This window comes from Microcoleus sp. CAWBG58, from assembly GCF_020883045.1.
GTDB lineage: Bacteria > Cyanobacteriota > Cyanobacteriia > Cyanobacteriales > Microcoleaceae > Microcoleus.
In genome coordinates, this window is the sequence record NZ_JAHRFA010000056.1 from 1 (window position 1) to 17113 (window position 17113).

Genomic DNA, 17113 nt, shown 5'->3' on the forward strand with positions numbered 1-17113 from the left:
GAGACAATCAAGAACTAACTGCCAACGTTGATCCATGAGCATTTCTTCAATTACTTCATCATCAGAAATGCCTAAGTAGGCTTGCAGAATAATTGCCAGAGCAATTTGTGCAGGAGGAACTGGGCTCTGACCTACGGTGCTGTCTTTAAAAATTGTAGCAAGTTCTTCTTGAAACTCATCATTAAATATGAATGAAAGGTTCAGTCGAAGAAAGGTGAATAACTTGGCTCGTTTAATGCGTTTGATAATTAACGCTTCTGTTTCTGAGAGTTCAATTGGAGGATGCCATAAGGGAGGGGGCATAAGGTTTCTTCCTTCTTCCTGATTGTGAGAATTTAACAGGCTTTTTAATTCACATATCATTTTTAGTTGGTTTTGTCAAGATATTCTACTGAACCGACGCCCTAGTAGGGGTTTAGTTTGATTGCGGCGCGCGCGAAATCACCTCTACGGTTCCCGTTCCCGAGTTTCTCCCTGTTTCAATCCCTAGTAGGGGTTTAGTTTGATTGCGGCTTGCCGAGAAATTAAATTTGGAAAAGTTTTGTGAGTTTCAATCCCTAGTAGGGGTTTAGTTTGATTGCGGCTAGTTGCTCCCGCGCCGTTTATTTTCAACACTCAGGTTTCAATCCCTAGTAGGGGTTTAGTTTGATTGCGGCGGGGAAAAAGTTTTTTTACATAGAGTTATTTGGGGTTTCAATCCCTAGTAGGGGTTTAGTTTGATTGCGGCTTGAACTGGCTCTTGAAAAGTTGCACCGCGTTCGGCTGTTTCAATCCCTAGTAGGGGTTTAGTTTGATTGCGGCTTTGGCAGTAATCTGGATGAAGCCGCAAGTGCGATCGGTTTCAATCCCTAGTAGGGGTTTAGTTTGATTGCGGCTCGACCTGGATCGGATTCAATCTTATTGTATCGAGTTTCAATCCCTAGTAGGGGTTTAGTTTGATTGCGGCATGACCCAAAATCTCCACTACCAAAAATAGACAAATCTGTTTCAATCCCTAGTAGGGGTTTAGTTTGATTGCGGCCTAACAGATTCTCGATAGCTTGCTCCCTGAATTGATTAAGTTTCAATCCCTAGTAGGGGTTTAGTTTGATTGCGGCAGGGGAGTGGCAAAAGGTTGTATCTTTTAGTTTCTCAGTTTCAATCCCTAGTAGGGGTTTAGTTTGATTGCGGCGCGCGCCCCCCTCAAATTAATTACCTGTAATAGTTGTCAGTTTCAATCCCTAGTAGGGGTTTAGTTTGATTGCGGCGTAATTGCGATCGCACAGATGACTGATTGCATTTTGATGTTTCAATCCCTAGTAGGGGTTTAGTTTGATTGCGGCTAAGCCGGATTTCAATAGCATCAGGCAAGAAGAAAGTTTCAATCCCTAGTAGGGGTTTAGTTTGATTGCGGCTTTATGGTTACTGATACCATTTTTTGTTTGGTGGTTTGTTTCAATCCCTAGTAGGGGTTTAGTTTGATTGCGGCTCTAGGAATTCCGGGGCCGCGACTTCTTGTGCTGAAATCAGGTTCGTTTCAATCCCTAGTAGGGGTTTAGTTTGATTGCGGCCCAAGTTGCCACTAATGGCAGTGATGTATTCATTCAGTTTCAATCCCTAGTAGGGGTTTAGTTTGATTGCGGCTTATCTAAATGCTCGCCGATTTCGCCGCCAACTTCGGTTTCAATCCCTAGTAGGGGTTTAGTTTGATTGCGGCAGGAAGCGGTAAAATCCCTGTGTTGTGAGCTTCAAAGTTTCAATCCCTAGTAGGGGTTTAGTTTGATTGCGGCTATGCGGGCTTAGAAAAGCTAATAAAAGCAAACAACGGTTTCAATCCCTAGTAGGGGTTTAGTTTGATTGCGGCCATAGCGATAATGTTGGCGTGTTTATCGATCGCATGGTTTCAATCCCTAGTAGGGGTTTAGTTTGATTGCGGCTAGAAGATACACCGCGATCAAACCATTTTGTAAGGATTGAGTTTCAATCCCTAGTAGGGGTTTAGTTTGATTGCGGCCGCCGGTGTTTGAAACCGTTGCTGTATTTGGTTTTCAAGGTTCAGTTTCGCTAACCTCATCCAAAAGTACCATTTCAGGCTTCGACCTGTCAACCCCCGCTGATTCATTTTCCCTTAAAATCCTTGCCAACTATGGATTGTAGCCATTTCGCTAACCTCTTTTGGAGAGAGTGGGCGTCAAACCCTTGCAGCATCTACATTATAGCCGAAAAATTTGACACCCTCAATTTTACACCTACTGCCTAGCGAAATCTCACGCAAAAAATATAGTTCGATCGATCGGCACTATCCCACCAATCCGCTCAATTTTCCCCTGACAGCAAGCGCACAGCGGAAAAAACAGAATGCTGTCTTGCTCGGGTTTAATCACTTTAGCCAAGCGCGATCGCAACTTAGCATACTGCGTTTCCGTCAAATCCGTACACTCAAACACACTGTACTGCATCCACTGCCCGTAGGATTTGAGCATTTTGTGAATCTTTGTCCGGCGCTTGTCTTCCGGGATATCGTAAGAAATTAGGATGTGCATGATTATTTCAAAACTAAAGGTGGATATTGGTCGATTTCGCCCATCAAATATTTCGCCAACAATCGCGCTTGAATCTCAAAAGCCTCGCGATAATTGCACTTTTTCCTCAAAACCGGATGCGTAAACTCAGATTGCTTCTTCTTTTCGTAAAGCGTCAGAAATTCCCGCCGTCCAGTTTCCGACAGCCGCATAACATTGCTGATCGGTTCCACAGTAAAATCGTTAGGCGTAAGTTTCCGATTGTTGATCGCATTTAAAATAGTGCTATCCACAACAGCCGATCGAAATTCCTCCATCAAATCGAAAGCCAGCCCCACGCGCCCGTACCGCTGAACGTGCAGGTATCCCAAATAAGGGTCAAAACCGACAATATTAATCGCACTTTCCACATCACGGCGCAACAGAGTATAACCAAAATTCATCAAGGAATTAACCGGATCGGTAGCGGGGCGGTGTCGGGGTTTGAAGACAAAACCTTCAGCCCGAATTAGCTGATTGAAAACCCCAAAATAAGCCGCACTTCCCGCACCTTCTAAGCCCCGCAAAGAGTTGATATTATCAGTGCGATCGAGTTTTGCGATCGTATTAGCAATTTGAGTCATTGCTGGTTCCAATTTTAGTTCAGGATGATTCCCCTGAGTTTTGTACAAACCGTAGCGGTAATTTTTCAACTTACCTCGAATAAAACCCCTAACAACATGAATTGCCTGAGGAGTTTCGCCCGCTGCTTTCCACTGGGCGCTGCGGACAAAGATATTTTTCGTTAATTCCGGTTCTAGTTTCCCCAAGTATTCTCCTTTTTCTGAGATAAAAGTCAAAGAAATTTTGTGTTGGAGAAGTTCTGTCAGCGCCGCGGGAGAAATTGTCGCCCGTCCCAATATCACCACAGCTTCTAGATGAATCAAAGGTATATCCTGCAATTTTTTGTCTTTGATTTTGACATACAGCCGTTCGTCTGTTTTGCCGATAAAAGCATCATCTTGATTGATGTAAAGTGTTCCCATGATTGACTCCTAAATTTGTAGTTTGGATTAACTTGCTTCTTGATAGCGCCGGACTTTCTCAGCAGCTTGCGGCAAGCATTGCTGGTAAAGACTGCAACCCTGACAGCGCTTGCTGTAATTCGCCGGAGGCATGATGCCAGTTTGCAGTAAAATTTGGATAGCGTTAATAGTTGCGATCGCCTCCAATCTCAACTCCTCAGAAATCTCCACCAATTGCCGCTGATGAGACTGCGCGTAATAAACATATCCAGTCGCAATACTTTTCCCCGTCATCTCCTCCAAACACAAAGCTTGCGCGCAAACCTGCAACTCATCGTTATCCCATTCGCCCTTGCGCCCGCGCTTGTACTCGACGGGATACAACTCACCATCCGTTGATTCAATCAAGTCGGATTTCCCAATCAGCATATACTTTTCAGACTTCAGCCAAATCGCCCGCACCTGCCAAGTTTCGTCGCGGTTGATTTCGCCCATCGTGTGAACGCGATCGTGCAAGCTCGTACCTTCGATGGTATACTGGTTGTCCGTAAACTCTCCCGCGCAAGACATCCGCCAGCAGCGGTGGGGACAGTAAGAGTATTGGTTCAAAAGTGCGATCGAAATGTAATCAGAATCGTTCATAATTGCAATAATTCCCCTAAATTAGAACGTGAAAAATTCGGGAAAAATGACATTTGGCACCATTTTAAATAATCCTGTAGGGGCGGGTTTACCAGCAATCTTAAAGCTTGCAGATAAGTTAAATAAACCCGCCCGACCCCATGAAATATCCCCGATATATAAATTTGTGCAAGATGTGAATTATCAGCTAATAATTCGGGGGATTATTCCAGATAAAACGTCAAATATCAAACCCGAATGCTTTGCCATGTGCCCGGATATAAAGTGACTAAAGCGGGTTTTGTTCGTGGGTGGGGGCGGGTTTATTTAACCTATTTGCTAGCTTTAAAGCCCTTGGCGAACCCGCCCCTACAGGTTGATTGACAATGGTGCAACATTTCAATTTCAAACGACTTAACGACAAATACAAAAAGCTATTACCCTTGAATGGGGAACGATAATTCTGCATTTTGCTTAGTAATTTTTTGAGAAGGTGCGATCGCAATTCGTCGAGTCATTCCCATCCCCATCGGAGTTTTCCTCCCCACCCCGCAGTAAAGTGCAAAATCCGCCAAAGCATTAATTTGCTTGATAACCAAAGGCTCCACATCTCCCAAAATTCGATAACTAACCTCTCCAACCATTCCCACAAAATTGATTTCGTAGTTAGTCACTTTTTCACTTTTGATATTGACAAAACTCGAATAAAGTGCATCTAATGAAAGCTCGGGAATCTCAATCCCGCTGTACTTATTCCAGCGACTGAGAAGACTGTTAAAAACGCATTCCCTAGTCGGAATCACCGAATCGAACTTGCCCTGTCGAAAAGTAGTCGGAGTCGCAAAACTGAAGGCAATTAAGCGGTTGGTTTCCGAGGCTTGTTCGTAGAGTTGAGCATAAGTACAAGCATTAACCCAAGGGCGATCGGGTTGATGCGTACCGAAGATATTGGCGATCGACAAATCAGCAGGCCCCAAATGCCACGGCTTCGAGGGATTGATATTCAGCCAAAGGTGAGTTAATTTGCCGAATAAAGAGTCATCAAGCAGGCTGATTCGCCACCAACAGGGAGTATATTCAGGAATCGATTCTGCGTGTTCCCATTGCAGGGAATGGTGTTTTTTGAAAGGGCATTTTTTAGTTTGCAAAGGGCTGAGGCTGAATGCTTTATCAGCGGCGGCATCGTGGAGGTAATCTCCGAGTTGTTTGTCAACGGAGCTCACGAGGGTGAGGAAGAGGGCGTGCAGGTGTCTTCCTGTCAGGTATCCGGCGGGAATTGGGGCCAGGGGCAGGATGTTGAGGACGAGGCTGTGCGGCATAATTGTTAATGGTTGGTTGTGTTGATTAAACGATTAAAGGCTCATCATCGGGGAGACGTAGCTGTTTGTTTTTCATTGCCATAGTTAAGATTCCTGCTAATCCGGGTAAAAATCTGTAAGTCTCTTTTTCGACATCATTAAAAGTAATGGCGATCGGATATGACACAATTCCTTGATTTCGGAGTTGGAAAATAGCAGCAGCATTTTTGACACCGCAAACTATTACACCGGGTAGCAAAGGTTTTTCCAAAACTTTCAGCAAACGAGTTGGTTTTTTCGCATCTCCAATCTTCCGTTCTATGCGACAATTCGGAAAAGCAGTTAACTTGTTGAGTTCTTTGTTAACAAAGTTTTGGTGACTGTCGCGATACCGCAACCTAAAACTTAATGTATAGGTAACTTCAGCGCGGGATTTTACTACCACAAATTCGCCATTTTCATCAAATTCGTAATAACGTAAAAGATGCAGAGGGTCTAAAATTGTTTCTTCCGATTCATCCAGTAACAAGCCTTGAGGGTCGCGGATCGGGAGACTTTCAAACAAGCTGGAACGAAATTGAAACAGCGGTGCATAGCTAGCACTCCAAATCTCAGCAAAGTCTTTTAATTCTTTACCATGTTCATCATCTTCTTGAAACAATTCTTCAAATTGTTCTATGCTAGCCCTTTTTGCTTTGAGTTCCTCAACTTCAAACGGATAATGAACCTCTAAAAACTTTTTGACAAAAGCTTGACCGCCTTTGATGTATTTCCACTGGCTTTTGAGAGTGAGCTTTTTCGCAGAGACTTTGACAATATCTTCCGCCCCGCGCAAAGTTCGCATTCGGCCGCGGTAATAGTCCCAGTCGCGATTTCCTCCGAGTGTTTCTTTCAGGGTATTAAAAAGTTGCGCTATTAATTCGATACCGGGTAAATTCTCAAACTTTTCTTCGAGTTCTAACAGAGGGCGGGCAATTTCTAGGAATGCTTCGGAACGCCAATAAACGTCTAAAAAAGGTTTGTCAAGACAGGGAATGCTGTCAAGCATTTGTTTGAGTGAGGCGCGTCCTCCCGTACAATCTAGGGTGGATAAACCTTGTTCCCAAGCTTTTTCTGGTAAATAGCCGATCGCCTCTGAATCAATATTAGTCTCAGACTTGCCCAATACCCTGCCAACTCGTCCCAATCGCTGCCAAAAAGAGAAGCGATCGCGTGCTGAAAAAATCAACCAATCCAAGTTTTGCCGCGTCGGTTCAGGCTTTCTTTCAAAGTTAAATCCGACATCTACGGTGCTGGTTGCTAGAATAATCGGGCATTGCATCGCCCGTTTCCTGTCTGCTTTAGGTGCAGGGCCAGTAATTCGACCGATCGCATTACCAAGTCCTCTTTGTTTTAGCAAGTGGTATAGATCGTTGATGTTAACAAGAGCATCTAAAATTACAGCACCATTTTGATCTGGATTCTCCTGAAAACGTTTAGTCACTTCATCTGCTAATTCTTTCAACCATTCATTTTTATCAGGTTGCGATCGCAATTCAAGATTAACAGATGTCTGGGAAGGTAAAAGATTAGAATCACTATTCTCGCCATTAATCCAAGCTATTTTGACACCCTTAAACTCTAAATTTTTCAGTGCTAACTCGCAAGCTGGTTCTGGTGTTGCTGTCAGCAACACTACTCGCCGCCCGTATTCAAAAAAGCCGAAAACGTAAGAATAAGCTAGATAAAACAGCAAACTGACGAGCTGTTTGGCATCATATAGATGAAATTCATCAAAAATGACCGTACCAAATTTTTGGTAAAAAGCACTGGCGATGTTTGTGCGATCGAGCTTATTATATGCAAAGAAAGTCGCGTAGTAAAAAATATCAGGATTTGTCACCAAAATAATTGGTTGATTAGCCCCGACATCCGAGAAAACTGTAGCCGGATTCCGCAATACATTGTACAGCTTCTCGCCCGGACGAGTTCCAACTTTATCATTAGGCCATTCCTTCACTTCTTTAGCAGAAGCAGATTTCACAACGTGACGCAAACCCGCCTCGCGGACAAACTTTTCTAAAGCTTCCCGCTGTTGTTCCACTAACGCATTAGTCGGCGCAATGTAGACAGCACTTTGAGTAGGATTGTGCAGTAATACTGTACAACTAGCTTCCGTTTTTCCAGTGCCAGTTGGCGACGAATTGAGAACAATATCGGCATTTCGAGACTGTTCAAATACATCAACTTGATGCTGAAGTGCATTCTTCATAAATGCCAACTCAGTCGGCAGCGATGCACAAGCTGAAATACTTCGAGGTTCTAGCTTAATAACTAATCTTTCATTAGCCATTTTGTCTGCCTCCGCAACAGAAATATAAATTGGCTGGAATAATCATTTCACCAATCTGCCAAGCAGCACCTCGGAAGGAAAGATTTTTTAGCAAAGGTGCTGGTGGCATCGAAATTAAATCGAATGACAACAGCTCTAAATTTGGTGGCAGATCAGCTACACTTAAATAAGCCTGACTTTGATAATCGCCACTTGGCAAAAGAGCTATTTCAAGTTCAGATAAAACATTCACTTTGACTTTACTCATGAATTTACCCACGCGAATATAATCGGGTAATTCGCAATTTCCAAACACCAAAGTTTGAAACTTGTTGCCACGTTCAATCATCCGCAATCGTCCGGTTTGAGGGAAATTACTTGCCCTAAATGAACTCGGTTTTTTCCCTTGTCTTTGAACTGGTAAATCTTCACGGGCTGTAGCGACGCGGTTATTAGTCATCGCGTACCAATAAGCATCAGAAAGTGCATTGAACCGCTCAAATCTGAATGTTACTGTGCCATTACTTGGCGAAGCTGGCAATACATAACAAGCTTGTGCGATCGGTTCTAAATCTTCTTTGTAGGTTGGTCGTCCTGTTGCTTCACCTTGAAGGCGATAGGGGGAACGTACCCAGCCAAAAGCATAGGCAAGAGCATAGTTCCCGATCGCACCTTCAGTGTAATAGGTATCAGACAACTCCCTAGAGGCAAAAAAGACTGGTTCTGCACACCACAACTCAACTATTTTTGCCTTTTGAAACGGAAGTGTTGACATAAATTAACTCTCTGTTTCTACAGGTGTCTTTTTACTTTTATTTTTGCTCTTTTTCTCGGCAGGAGGCAGACGGAAAGGCTGGTAAGATTTATCCAATCGCTTCAGAAAATCATCGCGTTCTGTTTCTGACCAGTGGAGGTCTACGTCAGCAATTAAACTATCTAATTCATCCTGAGAAAGCTGCATCGAAACTCCGCGCTTGTTAGTCCAAGTTGCAATGACTTGTTTGATTGCTGCACTCAATACATCAGTATCGAAAGGATGTTCTAAAGGCTTTGGTAAAGCATCATAGGTAGCTTGTACCAATTCGAGAGAACTAGGAAGTTCGGCAATGCTACCAAATACACCTAATATCTGGTTTTCCATCCGTCCGACGCGGCTGGAAATAGCGCCGTAGCGACTTGTTAGCAGAATATTGCCGATCGCATAACGCAACTCGTCAGCCGTAACATCTTTGAGGGTGACGACATCAATAAAATGGACTCCAGGTTTGATATATTCACTGGTATTCAAAGCGGTTGATGGTTTGCCATTTTCATCGCGCATTGTGCCGTTTTCAAAGATAGCATTGATCGTGCGATCGCCCACAGCTTGACCCGCAGTCAAAATACTAAAAGCATCTTCAGTCCAAACCCGGCTTTTTTGAGCGCCGCCACCTCCAGCAGCAAAACCGTAGAGAAAACAATCGACGCACATTTCGCAAGGTGCATTGGTGTTTAGCGAACAAAGAGCACCTTCTTTTGGACTTGTATAAAGAAGTTCGTGAGCTCTTAAGAATTCGCGTCCCCTGCGCCTTTCTGGTGCTACCTGTTTGCGCTTAGTCATCACCAAACGCTGCACGATTGTCTTTTTATCTTCTAAACCAGCAGGCACAAATTCGCTGCACATTGGTTCGCCTGAACCTTCGGTGCGAAAAATAGTTTCAGAATGCGTTGTCCTGAGAACAATTAAACTGACAATTCGCCCTTTTGGAAAATTTTCGTAACAGGGAGCAAGAACAGGATTTAGTTTGTTGATTGACATGGGAACCTCCTAATTAATTAAACAGATGTGGTGGTTTCAACAGAGTCATCAGAGTTATCTTCAGACTTTCTTTTCGGAAGTTGCTGATATGCTTCTTGCCAGAAAAACAAATATGCAGCTTCAAGCTTGTCTTTATCGGAGAGAAGTTTCTCTGGACGCCCTTGATAAACTTCCTCGTAAAGCTTTCGCAAAACCTCGTAATATTGCTTGATTTGTTCGCGCTTAGTTGCACCTACAATGTGATCGCGAATGCGATCGAGGCGAGTATGATACTGCTGCACTAGAGATGCAAACATAAACTCTAAATCCATGTAAGGCTTTTGAGATCGTACTGCTGCTGTAAAATCAGTGAATGGTTCTGCTAAAGACGTGCGTTTGAAAGAACTTCCCTTGAGGTTAGCAGCCGCCGCAATTTGAGCTGCTTCTTTGAGATATTGAGTTAAAAGTGCATTTTGATTGGGCATAAGACTCTCCAGTAAACTATTCAAAGGTTCGCGAATGCGACTCCAAATTACACTCAGATTAGGTTCATCTTGTTCTCGCAAAGTCCAGCGCAGCAGCACATAATAAAGGTCAAGAGGTTGTGCTGCTGCACGGGCTAAATCGTACAAACAATCATCGGCTTTCTGAATGCTGGCAACTGCGATCGCTAATTCACCGATACAGCGCAGCCGCTTCAGAATTTTCTCGGCTTCTTCACGGCTGTATTCTCCGCTTCCTAGCAAAGTTTGGAGTGCAGCCGGAATTCCTTCTACCCGCCCGTAAATATCTGATGATATTTCTACTTCTAAATTGCTGCTGAGAGTAAAGGGAAAGCCAAACTCTAAGGATAAGGATAATTCTAAACCCAGTCGCAGTGACTTGAGCAAAGCAACAGAAGCATTAGCATCTCCCCAAACTAAGGCTTCGGTAACAGTTGCATGGATAAATTCTGGACGTTTGGGAAAGGCAATTCCGACAACTTTGTTAGGCTTGAATTCCAGAATGTTGTCTTTGTACAGCTTAAATTCGTCAACTGTTACAGTACCGCCTTCAGCATTTGTAGCGGCAAGTTGTTTTAAATGTTCTCGCCAAATTCTGAGTAATTCGGGAGAAGAACCTTTCGGTAATGCTAGGTGCAAATAGATCGGGTCTTTTTTATTGGCAGCCGGAAAATTTGCGCCGATCGCCATTAGCTGATAAGCTAAAGCAGCCATTGAGTCTGCTTGCCTTTTTGGTTCTGCACTGCTTCCACCCGGTAAGCGATTTGAGAAAACTTGAACTTTTGTACCGGGGGGCATATTGCCGGAAACTAAGTCGTCTGTTTCGCTGAAAGTAGACCCCAGAGAACAGCGTTTCCGAGGATTTGCTTCTATATAAGCATTCAGTTCGTCAATTCCGTTCCATTGAAGTGCAATCGGCAAACTCAAAGTTTTGGCAACTGCTGCAATTATTTCTTCTGAAGCCTCAGATATCTCTGGTTTGTGGGTGCTTTCTGTTCGCAATTGGAAAGATTCGCGCAGGGCTTCGAGAATGCCTTCTAATCCTTTTTGAGCTGCTTTAGCTGCAAATAAAGGTCGCCCGTATTGTCCGTTAAAAGGTTCAATTGCGGCTCTTTGCTGTTGTGAGATACCAACATGACTGGCAATTTTGTCCCAAACTTCTTTAGGGTTAATTCCGGCTTCTCGATAGCTGAGATAAGCCGCTTTTAATCCTTCGGCGATCGCAAATTCTTCTGCACTCCCAACAGCCAGCAAACCAATAGCTGCGGCGTTCTCCACTGCACTTGCGCCCGCAGTATCGCCCCACTTGGCAATATCTTTATTGATTTTATCTGCCTTGAATCCAGCTTTTTTCTTTTCCAATAAAGCCTGCACGTTTAGCAGCACTTCTTCAATATTTTGCTGGATGGCTGATTGAGCAATCTTAATCCCATCTTTGGTAGGCCGCACCAACCGTTCGATATTATTGCCAAAAACTCCGTCAATTTTTCCTTGCCAACAAGCAGCTATTTCTGTGGTCAAATCAACTGTTGGCAAAGTTTCTCCCTCAAACAGTTCTCCATCGGGAAAAATTGCTAAGGGAGTCAGTCCGTATTTTTGCAAAACTTCTTCGCAAGCCCCAAGCAACAAAGCTGTGATGTAACCTCTGTCTTCAGATACGCGGACTCGAAACAGTTTGCTGGGACGATCGAAGGCAACGGTTAATTCTGTTTGAACTTTCCGAATCCGAACGTTTTCGGGAATTCCCAAATCGAATAAATCCGCCCCTGTTAACATTGCGGCCCAGCGATCGATCGCCGGATCTTCGGGTAAAAAGATCGCCGCATCGCTGCGGTTGTGCCCTGAGTGCCTTTCTATCAGCTTTCTGGCTAATTCAAAGTCATTTTCCGTGACAACAAAGCTGAGTACGCAAGCTTTTTCTAGCTGTTCTTGCAAGAAAGTTCGATTTCTGGCTAAAGTTTTGACATTCCGTTCTTGTTCCGATAAATCGAGTTTATTGAGGTCGTGAACGGCTGTTGCTGCTAAAAGTACAGGTCGCTTGTCTTCGGGGACTCCGCCGATACGGCTGACTGTCAACATGAACTGACACGCGGAGTCCAGATGTTCTGCAAGAGTTGTCCCTTTCCTGACGCCGTACTGGTGATGGGCTGCGTGACGTTTGTAAAGCTGGGGTCGAATTTCGCTGAAATACCGTTCTTCTAAGGTTTTGGGAGGACGGTTCAAAAGTCGATGCTGGTTTGACACGATCGATTCCTCATGTAAAATTTCTTGCTTGGGACAAGCTTTTGAGTTGCCAACAACTTCTGTAAGTGCAATGATTGTACTTTCTGGGTTTGCAGACAATTGCTATTTACAATAAAGTCAATATAGCACGTATTCTTATAAGTGCAAGTATATTTCTAGAAATGCCGCGAAAAAAAGAAGCACTCACCCTTTCAGTCCCGCCGGAAACCAAAGAGCAGCTAGAGTCGATCGCCCTTCGCCTCGGCATCTTTTGGGGTAAATCCCCCAGTGTGTCTGGGTTACTGGTCGCGATCGCCCAACACCGACTCGATGTAGGCGAACCATTCACGCTCAACTCCACCGAAGTCACAGCCTTACAACAAGGCATCAGACTGCTGATCGACTCAGGCTATGTTGAGCAAGCCCGATCGCTCTCACAACTTCTGATCGGTCGGGGAAACCTCGCAGCCCCTCTGCGCCAATCCCTCCTCCAACAAGCCATTCAACCCACCACAGCGTGGCGCATTCAAGCCGAAGAATACAAGAACCAGCGACAACCCTTTCTGGTTCTGTACCGCAATACCAAAGGAGAGGATTTGGCATATACAGCGCGCTATGCCGAGATTTCCTTTGAGGAAAAGCGCTTTTACCTAGAAATTTGGTGCGAAGAGACTGATGACATCAAAAATCCCGAGTATCCCGAACTGATCCACAATCGCTGTCTGCGGTTCGATCGCATTCAGTCGATCGTCAAAACGGACGGAAACTGGCGCGATGAAGGCTTGGATTACCTAGAAGTGTACTTGCACTTTTCTCGTGGCATGGTGAAAGCCTACGAACCGAGGGCAAGAGATATCAGCGATGAAGTCGTGGGAGACATCCGTCAAGTCGTGCGGGCTGTCTCTAATCCTTTTTGGCTGATGCGAGAGGTATCGCGGTATTGGGAAGATTGCGTCATCGTCTCTCCAGACAGTGTGCGATCGCGCTTCCAACAAAAACTGATCGCCCTCTGCCGTCAGTACAACATCAACATCCCCGATTAGCCGTTCCCCGAAACACACACAGAGACTTAAGAAACCGTAATATCGTGTCCCGTCAATTGACAACGATCAGATCGGTTCGTAGTGTGGACTTTAGTCCGCTGATGATTGCGGACTAAAGTCCACACTACGAACGAACTGTTTTTGTGACGACGATTGATCGGACATGATATAACTCCAAAAAAAAGCAGCCCGTTACAGGCTGCACATCGAAAAAACCGTTGTTTAGTTGGAGGAGAAAACTTTTAAATCGAATTCAAGTTGCCGTTATATCAAGTCTCTGGGACTCCGGCGGGCGATCGGCTGCCAACCAATTTCGCCATCTTTATCTACCGCTGACTCACCTTACCATCAGAACAAAACTCCAAATCCTCGTTACGCTGAAAGTTCGTTGACGATTTTCACCCGGCCTCTGATTACTGCCCGCAGCAGGCGGTTGACACAGCATCTATCTTCGTCATTCAGCGACTCGTCTAACGTGGCGGCCATCAAACCGTAGCGATCGGCTAAAGTCAAAACGCCTGTATCGGTTACAGAAGCGAGGATTTCAGAGATAGCGCCGGGGAGGAGTTGTAAAGCGTTCATGGCAGTGCGGTTGAATTCGATATATTCATAATCCCTCGGTTTCTTCAAAAGATCAGTGATATTAAGGAGGTTCCGCAGGTGATTATTTTGGATGAAAGCAAGTGATCCGAGTAGAGTAAATGTGTGACGCGAATCACGGCGCTACAGGTGCGGCGAATTGCATCCCAGCCTAACCTTTGGTAGGACGCGGGATTGATGGCGTTTCGCTAAAATGATTTAATCTCTCAACCAGTTCAATTTTTACCCTGTACCGAAAATGCTTGATTTTCTCAATCCCATTTTGGGCCGCAAGCCCGATCGCATCAAAGCCAATGTTGAAATTTATACTTGGCAAACCTGTCCGTACTGTATCCGCGCCAAAACTTTGCTGTGGTGGAAAGGCGTCAATTACACGGAATACAAAATTGACGGCGACGAAGCTGCTAGAAATGCCATGGCCGATCGCGCTAACGGCAAGCGCAGCGTGCCCCAAATATTTATTAACAACCAACACGTCGGTGGCTGCGATGACATTCACAAACTTGATGGAGAAGGACAATTAGATTCGCTGCTAGCTCAAGCAGCCGTTTAAATACTCTTTGTATTAGGTTCGTATTAGGTTCGTAGTGAGGACTTTAGTCCTTAAATTTCCCAAGAAAGGACTGAAGTCCTTACTACGAACCTTGGGAAGGACTGAAGTCCTTGCTACGAACCTTGGGAAGGACTGAAGTCCTTACTACGAACCTTGGGAAGGACTAAAGTCCTGACTGCGAACCTTTGGCAAATTTACTTAGGTTATCTTGCCGCCATTTAGCATCTGTACGCCTGTTTGTTTGCAGTTCTAAGACACGAATCCCGTTATTTGCTAGAAAACTTAATTTTTCTTTGAACTGCTCCCAATCGTCGATTATCTCGTGTTCGACGCCGTAAGTTGCACACAATTGAGCAAAATTGATATCCTGCGGCGTAGCAAAAAACTCTTCAAATGGCGGGTCAAATTTAGCAACTGGCAACATTTCAAAAATCCCGCCACCGTTGTTATTAATTAAAATAATTGTCAGATGACCGACAAATTTATTTTTAATTAAAAAACCGTTTGTATCGTGCAAAAGTGTTAAATCGCCTGTTAACAAAATGCTGCTTTGATTGCGGTGGGCGACTCCTAAAGCTGTTGACAATGTGCCGTCTATGCCGTTGGCGCCGCGATTGAAAAATGGTTTTATTTCTAAGTTGTTCGGCTTCCAGAAAAACTCAACATCTCTAACGGGCATACTGTTGGAAATAAATATCGGTGTTCCTGGTGGCAATATTTGGGAAAGCAGCCAGGAAACTTTCGGTTCGATGATGTTGTTTGTTGATGAGAATTTTTGGTCTATTGTTAGTCTGATTTGGGTTTCTGTGTTGTGCCACAGTTGGATGTATTCGTGGGATGGAGAGATAAGAACCCCCCCTAGCCCCCCCTTGGTAAGGGGGGGGGCATGAGGGGAGTTCCCCTTGGTAAGGGGGGGGATTTGAGGGGAGATATTATTAGTGGTAGCAGAGGTTTGAACCCCCCCTAGCCCCCCCTTGGTAAGGGGGGGGACATGAGGGGAGTTCCCCTTGGTAAGGGGGGGGATTTGAGGGGAGATATTATTAGTGGTAGCAGAGGTTTGAACCCCCCCTAGCCCCCCCTTGGTAAGGGGGGGGACAAGAGTTAATAGAGTTGCGAGGTTTTCTATGGAGGTTCGTAGGTGAATTGTTGGGCCGTGTAGGGGATCTAAGTTGTGGTGGCTGGGGTCAATTATGTAGCGTTTGGGTTGGGTTTTTTCTAGCCAGTTTCGGAGTTCTTTACTTGTGGGTAAGTCTCCGATTTGAATGGCGATTTCTGGGGTTAATTTTTCTGCTAGTTCGCGGTTTCGCAGGATTAAGTCGTAGGTGGAAATTAGATGAGGGTTAAGTTGGGCGCGGTTTCTTAAGGGCGATAGTCCTTCTGCTAATACTGGCCAGTTTAATAGTTGGGAGATTTTGCCGATCGCACTACAATACTTTTCTGCATCTTCAGGCTGGGCTACACCTGCAATAATTATCCCCCTGCTGCACTTCTGCCATTGTTCTATTGCACTTCTTTCTCCCCCCCTTAGCAAGGGGGGGCTGGGGGGGGTAGAAGTTTCTGCTGCAACAATAGATTCTACTGCACTTCTTTCTCCCCCCCTTAGCAAGGGGGGGCTGGGGGGGGTAGAAGTTTCTGCTGCAACAATAGATTCTACTGCACTTCTTTCTCCCCCCCTTAACAAGGGGGGGCTGGGGGGGGTAGAAGTTTCTGCTGCAACAATAGATTCTACTGCACTTCTTTCTCCCCCCCTTAGCAAGGGGGGGCTGGGGGGGGTAGAAGTTTCTGCTGCAAAAAAGGGTTCTAATCCTGCAAAGAAATCTGCGATATCGAATTGTGTTTCTAAAGCTTCGACAGCAATATCTGAAATGGGTACCAGGGGATCGCGCAGGGGGATGTTGAGGTGCACGGGGCCGGGTGTCGGAAAGGTCGATCGCTCGATCGCATATACGATCGTCTGTCGCACATAGTCTAGCATTCCTATGGACGCAGCAGGGATGGCTAATTCGGCTTGCCAGTTGGGATAATTGCCGTATAGTTTAATTTGGTCGATCGCTTGTCCGGCATGACAGTCGCGCAATTCGGGGGGTCTATCTGCTGTGAGAATTAGCAGCGGAATTCGACTTTCACGGGCTTCGATAATCGCCGGATAAAAGTTGGCTGCGGCGGTTCCAGAGGTACAAATTAGGGCGGTTGGTACACCGGATTTTTTGGCGGTTCCTAAGGCGAAAAAACTTGCAGATCTCTCGTCGAGGATGGGGATAGTTTCTATTAGCTTATTCTGGGCGAAGGCTATGGTTAGCGGTGCCGATCGCGAACCGGGACAAATTACGGCTGTGGTTAGTCCCAGTCGCTGCAATGTCTCGGCTATTATGGAAGCCCAGAGGGTGTTTGTGTTCCGAAAGTCAAGCATTTTGTTGTTTTGGCGATCGCTAATATTTTATGACATCTAACGGTTCTCAATCAAAGCTCAAGAAACCGGGTTTTTTCGAGATTGAGGGTTTTTGGCTAGTATTGGCTGAAAAAACCGGTTTCTGGCTACCCATATCTAAATCTTAAGTTACCAAATTTGTCGCTACATAGTTATGAGATATAGCAGTTATCGCAAAAGTAAGGTATGCCCTATGCCCTATGCCCTATGCCCTATGTCTTATCTCATTTTTCGCTCGAAAGGCTATATTA

Annotated in this window: 14 protein-coding genes and 1 CRISPR repeat array; of the genes, 3 read left to right on the plus strand and 11 right to left on the minus strand. The window is 45.0% G+C overall.

What is annotated here, in order from left to right; translation table 11 throughout:
* The 4 genes from QZ918_RS22400 to cas4 form a co-directional block, all read right to left on the minus strand.
* A partial coding sequence (locus QZ918_RS22400; RefSeq protein ID WP_293338472.1) for a transposase occupies nt 1–303 on the minus strand: 303 nt, incomplete at its 3' end.
* 91 nt (nt 304–394) lie between these two features.
* Nucleotides 395–1993: direct repeats of the CRISPR family, unit length 37 nt; unit sequence GTTTCAATCCCTAGTAGGGGTTTAGTTTGATTGCGGC.
* Between the two features lie 253 nt (nt 1994–2246).
* On the minus strand, nt 2247–2522 hold the full coding sequence (gene cas2, locus QZ918_RS22405; RefSeq protein WP_293143413.1) for a CRISPR-associated endonuclease Cas2: 276 nt from the start codon (nt 2520–2522) through the stop codon (nt 2247–2249).
* A gap of 2 nt (nt 2523–2524) precedes the next feature.
* Entirely contained in the window at nt 2525–3526 is a 1002-nt protein-coding gene (gene cas1d / locus QZ918_RS22410; protein WP_293338474.1) for a type I-D CRISPR-associated endonuclease Cas1d, read from the minus strand.
* Nucleotides 3527–3553: 27 nt separating this feature from the next.
* A complete protein-coding gene (gene cas4 / locus QZ918_RS22415) occupies nt 3554–4147 on the minus strand; it encodes a CRISPR-associated protein Cas4 (RefSeq protein WP_293338476.1) in 594 nt (197 codons plus the stop codon).
* A 28-nt stretch (nt 4148–4175) separates the two neighbouring features.
* On the opposite strand from cas4, the gene QZ918_RS22420 reads away from it, so the two are divergent.
* Nucleotides 4176–4415 (plus strand): hypothetical protein, encoded by a 240-nt coding sequence (locus QZ918_RS22420; protein WP_293338478.1) that lies wholly within the window; start codon nt 4176–4178, stop codon nt 4413–4415.
* A 148-nt stretch (nt 4416–4563) separates the two neighbouring features.
* Here the strand turns inward: QZ918_RS22420 and cas6 are convergent, their stop codons facing one another.
* The 5 genes from cas6 to QZ918_RS22445 are packed head-to-tail and all read right to left on the minus strand — an operon-like array spanning nt 4564 to nt 12358.
* Nucleotides 4564–5445, minus strand: coding sequence for a CRISPR-associated endoribonuclease Cas6 (gene cas6, locus QZ918_RS22425; protein ID WP_293338480.1), 882 nt, complete (start codon nt 5443–5445; stop codon nt 4564–4566).
* Between the two features lie 25 nt (nt 5446–5470).
* Entirely contained in the window at nt 5471–7756 is a 2286-nt protein-coding gene (cas3, locus tag QZ918_RS22430) for a type I-D CRISPR-associated helicase Cas3' (protein WP_293338482.1), read from the minus strand.
* Entirely contained in the window at nt 7749–8510 is a 762-nt protein-coding gene (cas5d, locus tag QZ918_RS22435) for a type I-D CRISPR-associated protein Cas5/Csc1 (RefSeq protein ID WP_293338484.1), read from the minus strand. The genes cas3 and cas5d overlap by 8 nt, the downstream gene beginning before the upstream one ends.
* Before the next feature lie 3 nt (nt 8511–8513).
* Nucleotides 8514–9533 (minus strand): type I-D CRISPR-associated protein Cas7/Csc2, encoded by a 1020-nt coding sequence (gene cas7d / locus QZ918_RS22440; protein ID WP_293338486.1) that lies wholly within the window; start codon nt 9531–9533, stop codon nt 8514–8516.
* Nucleotides 9534–9550: 17 nt separating this feature from the next.
* Nucleotides 9551–12358, minus strand: a complete 2808-nt coding sequence (locus QZ918_RS22445) for a CRISPR-associated protein Csc3 (RefSeq protein ID WP_293338488.1) — start codon at nt 12356–12358, stop codon at nt 9551–9553.
* 62 nt (nt 12359–12420) lie between these two features.
* On the opposite strand from QZ918_RS22445, the gene QZ918_RS22450 reads away from it, so the two are divergent.
* Nucleotides 12421–13281, plus strand: a complete 861-nt coding sequence (locus QZ918_RS22450) for a transcriptional regulator (protein WP_293338490.1) — start codon at nt 12421–12423, stop codon at nt 13279–13281.
* Nucleotides 13282–13653: 372 nt separating this feature from the next.
* Here the strand turns inward: QZ918_RS22450 and QZ918_RS22455 are convergent, their stop codons facing one another.
* Nucleotides 13654–13863: a hypothetical protein gene (locus QZ918_RS22455; protein WP_293338492.1), complete on the minus strand. Its 210-nt coding sequence runs from the start codon at nt 13861–13863 to the stop codon at nt 13654–13656.
* 256 nt (nt 13864–14119) lie between these two features.
* On the opposite strand from QZ918_RS22455, the gene grxC reads away from it, so the two are divergent.
* Nucleotides 14120–14434 carry a glutaredoxin 3 gene (gene grxC, locus QZ918_RS22460; protein ID WP_293338494.1) on the plus strand — a complete coding sequence of 105 codons (315 nt, stop codon included), beginning with the start codon at nt 14120–14122 and terminating at the stop codon, nt 14432–14434.
* Between the two features lie 163 nt (nt 14435–14597).
* Here the strand turns inward: grxC and menD are convergent, their stop codons facing one another.
* Nucleotides 14598–16844 carry a 2-succinyl-5-enolpyruvyl-6-hydroxy-3-cyclohexene-1-carboxylic-acid synthase gene (menD, locus tag QZ918_RS22465; protein ID WP_293338496.1) on the minus strand — a complete coding sequence of 749 codons (2247 nt, stop codon included), beginning with the start codon at nt 16842–16844 and terminating at the stop codon, nt 14598–14600.
* Between the last annotated feature and the right edge of the window lie 269 nt (nt 16845–17113).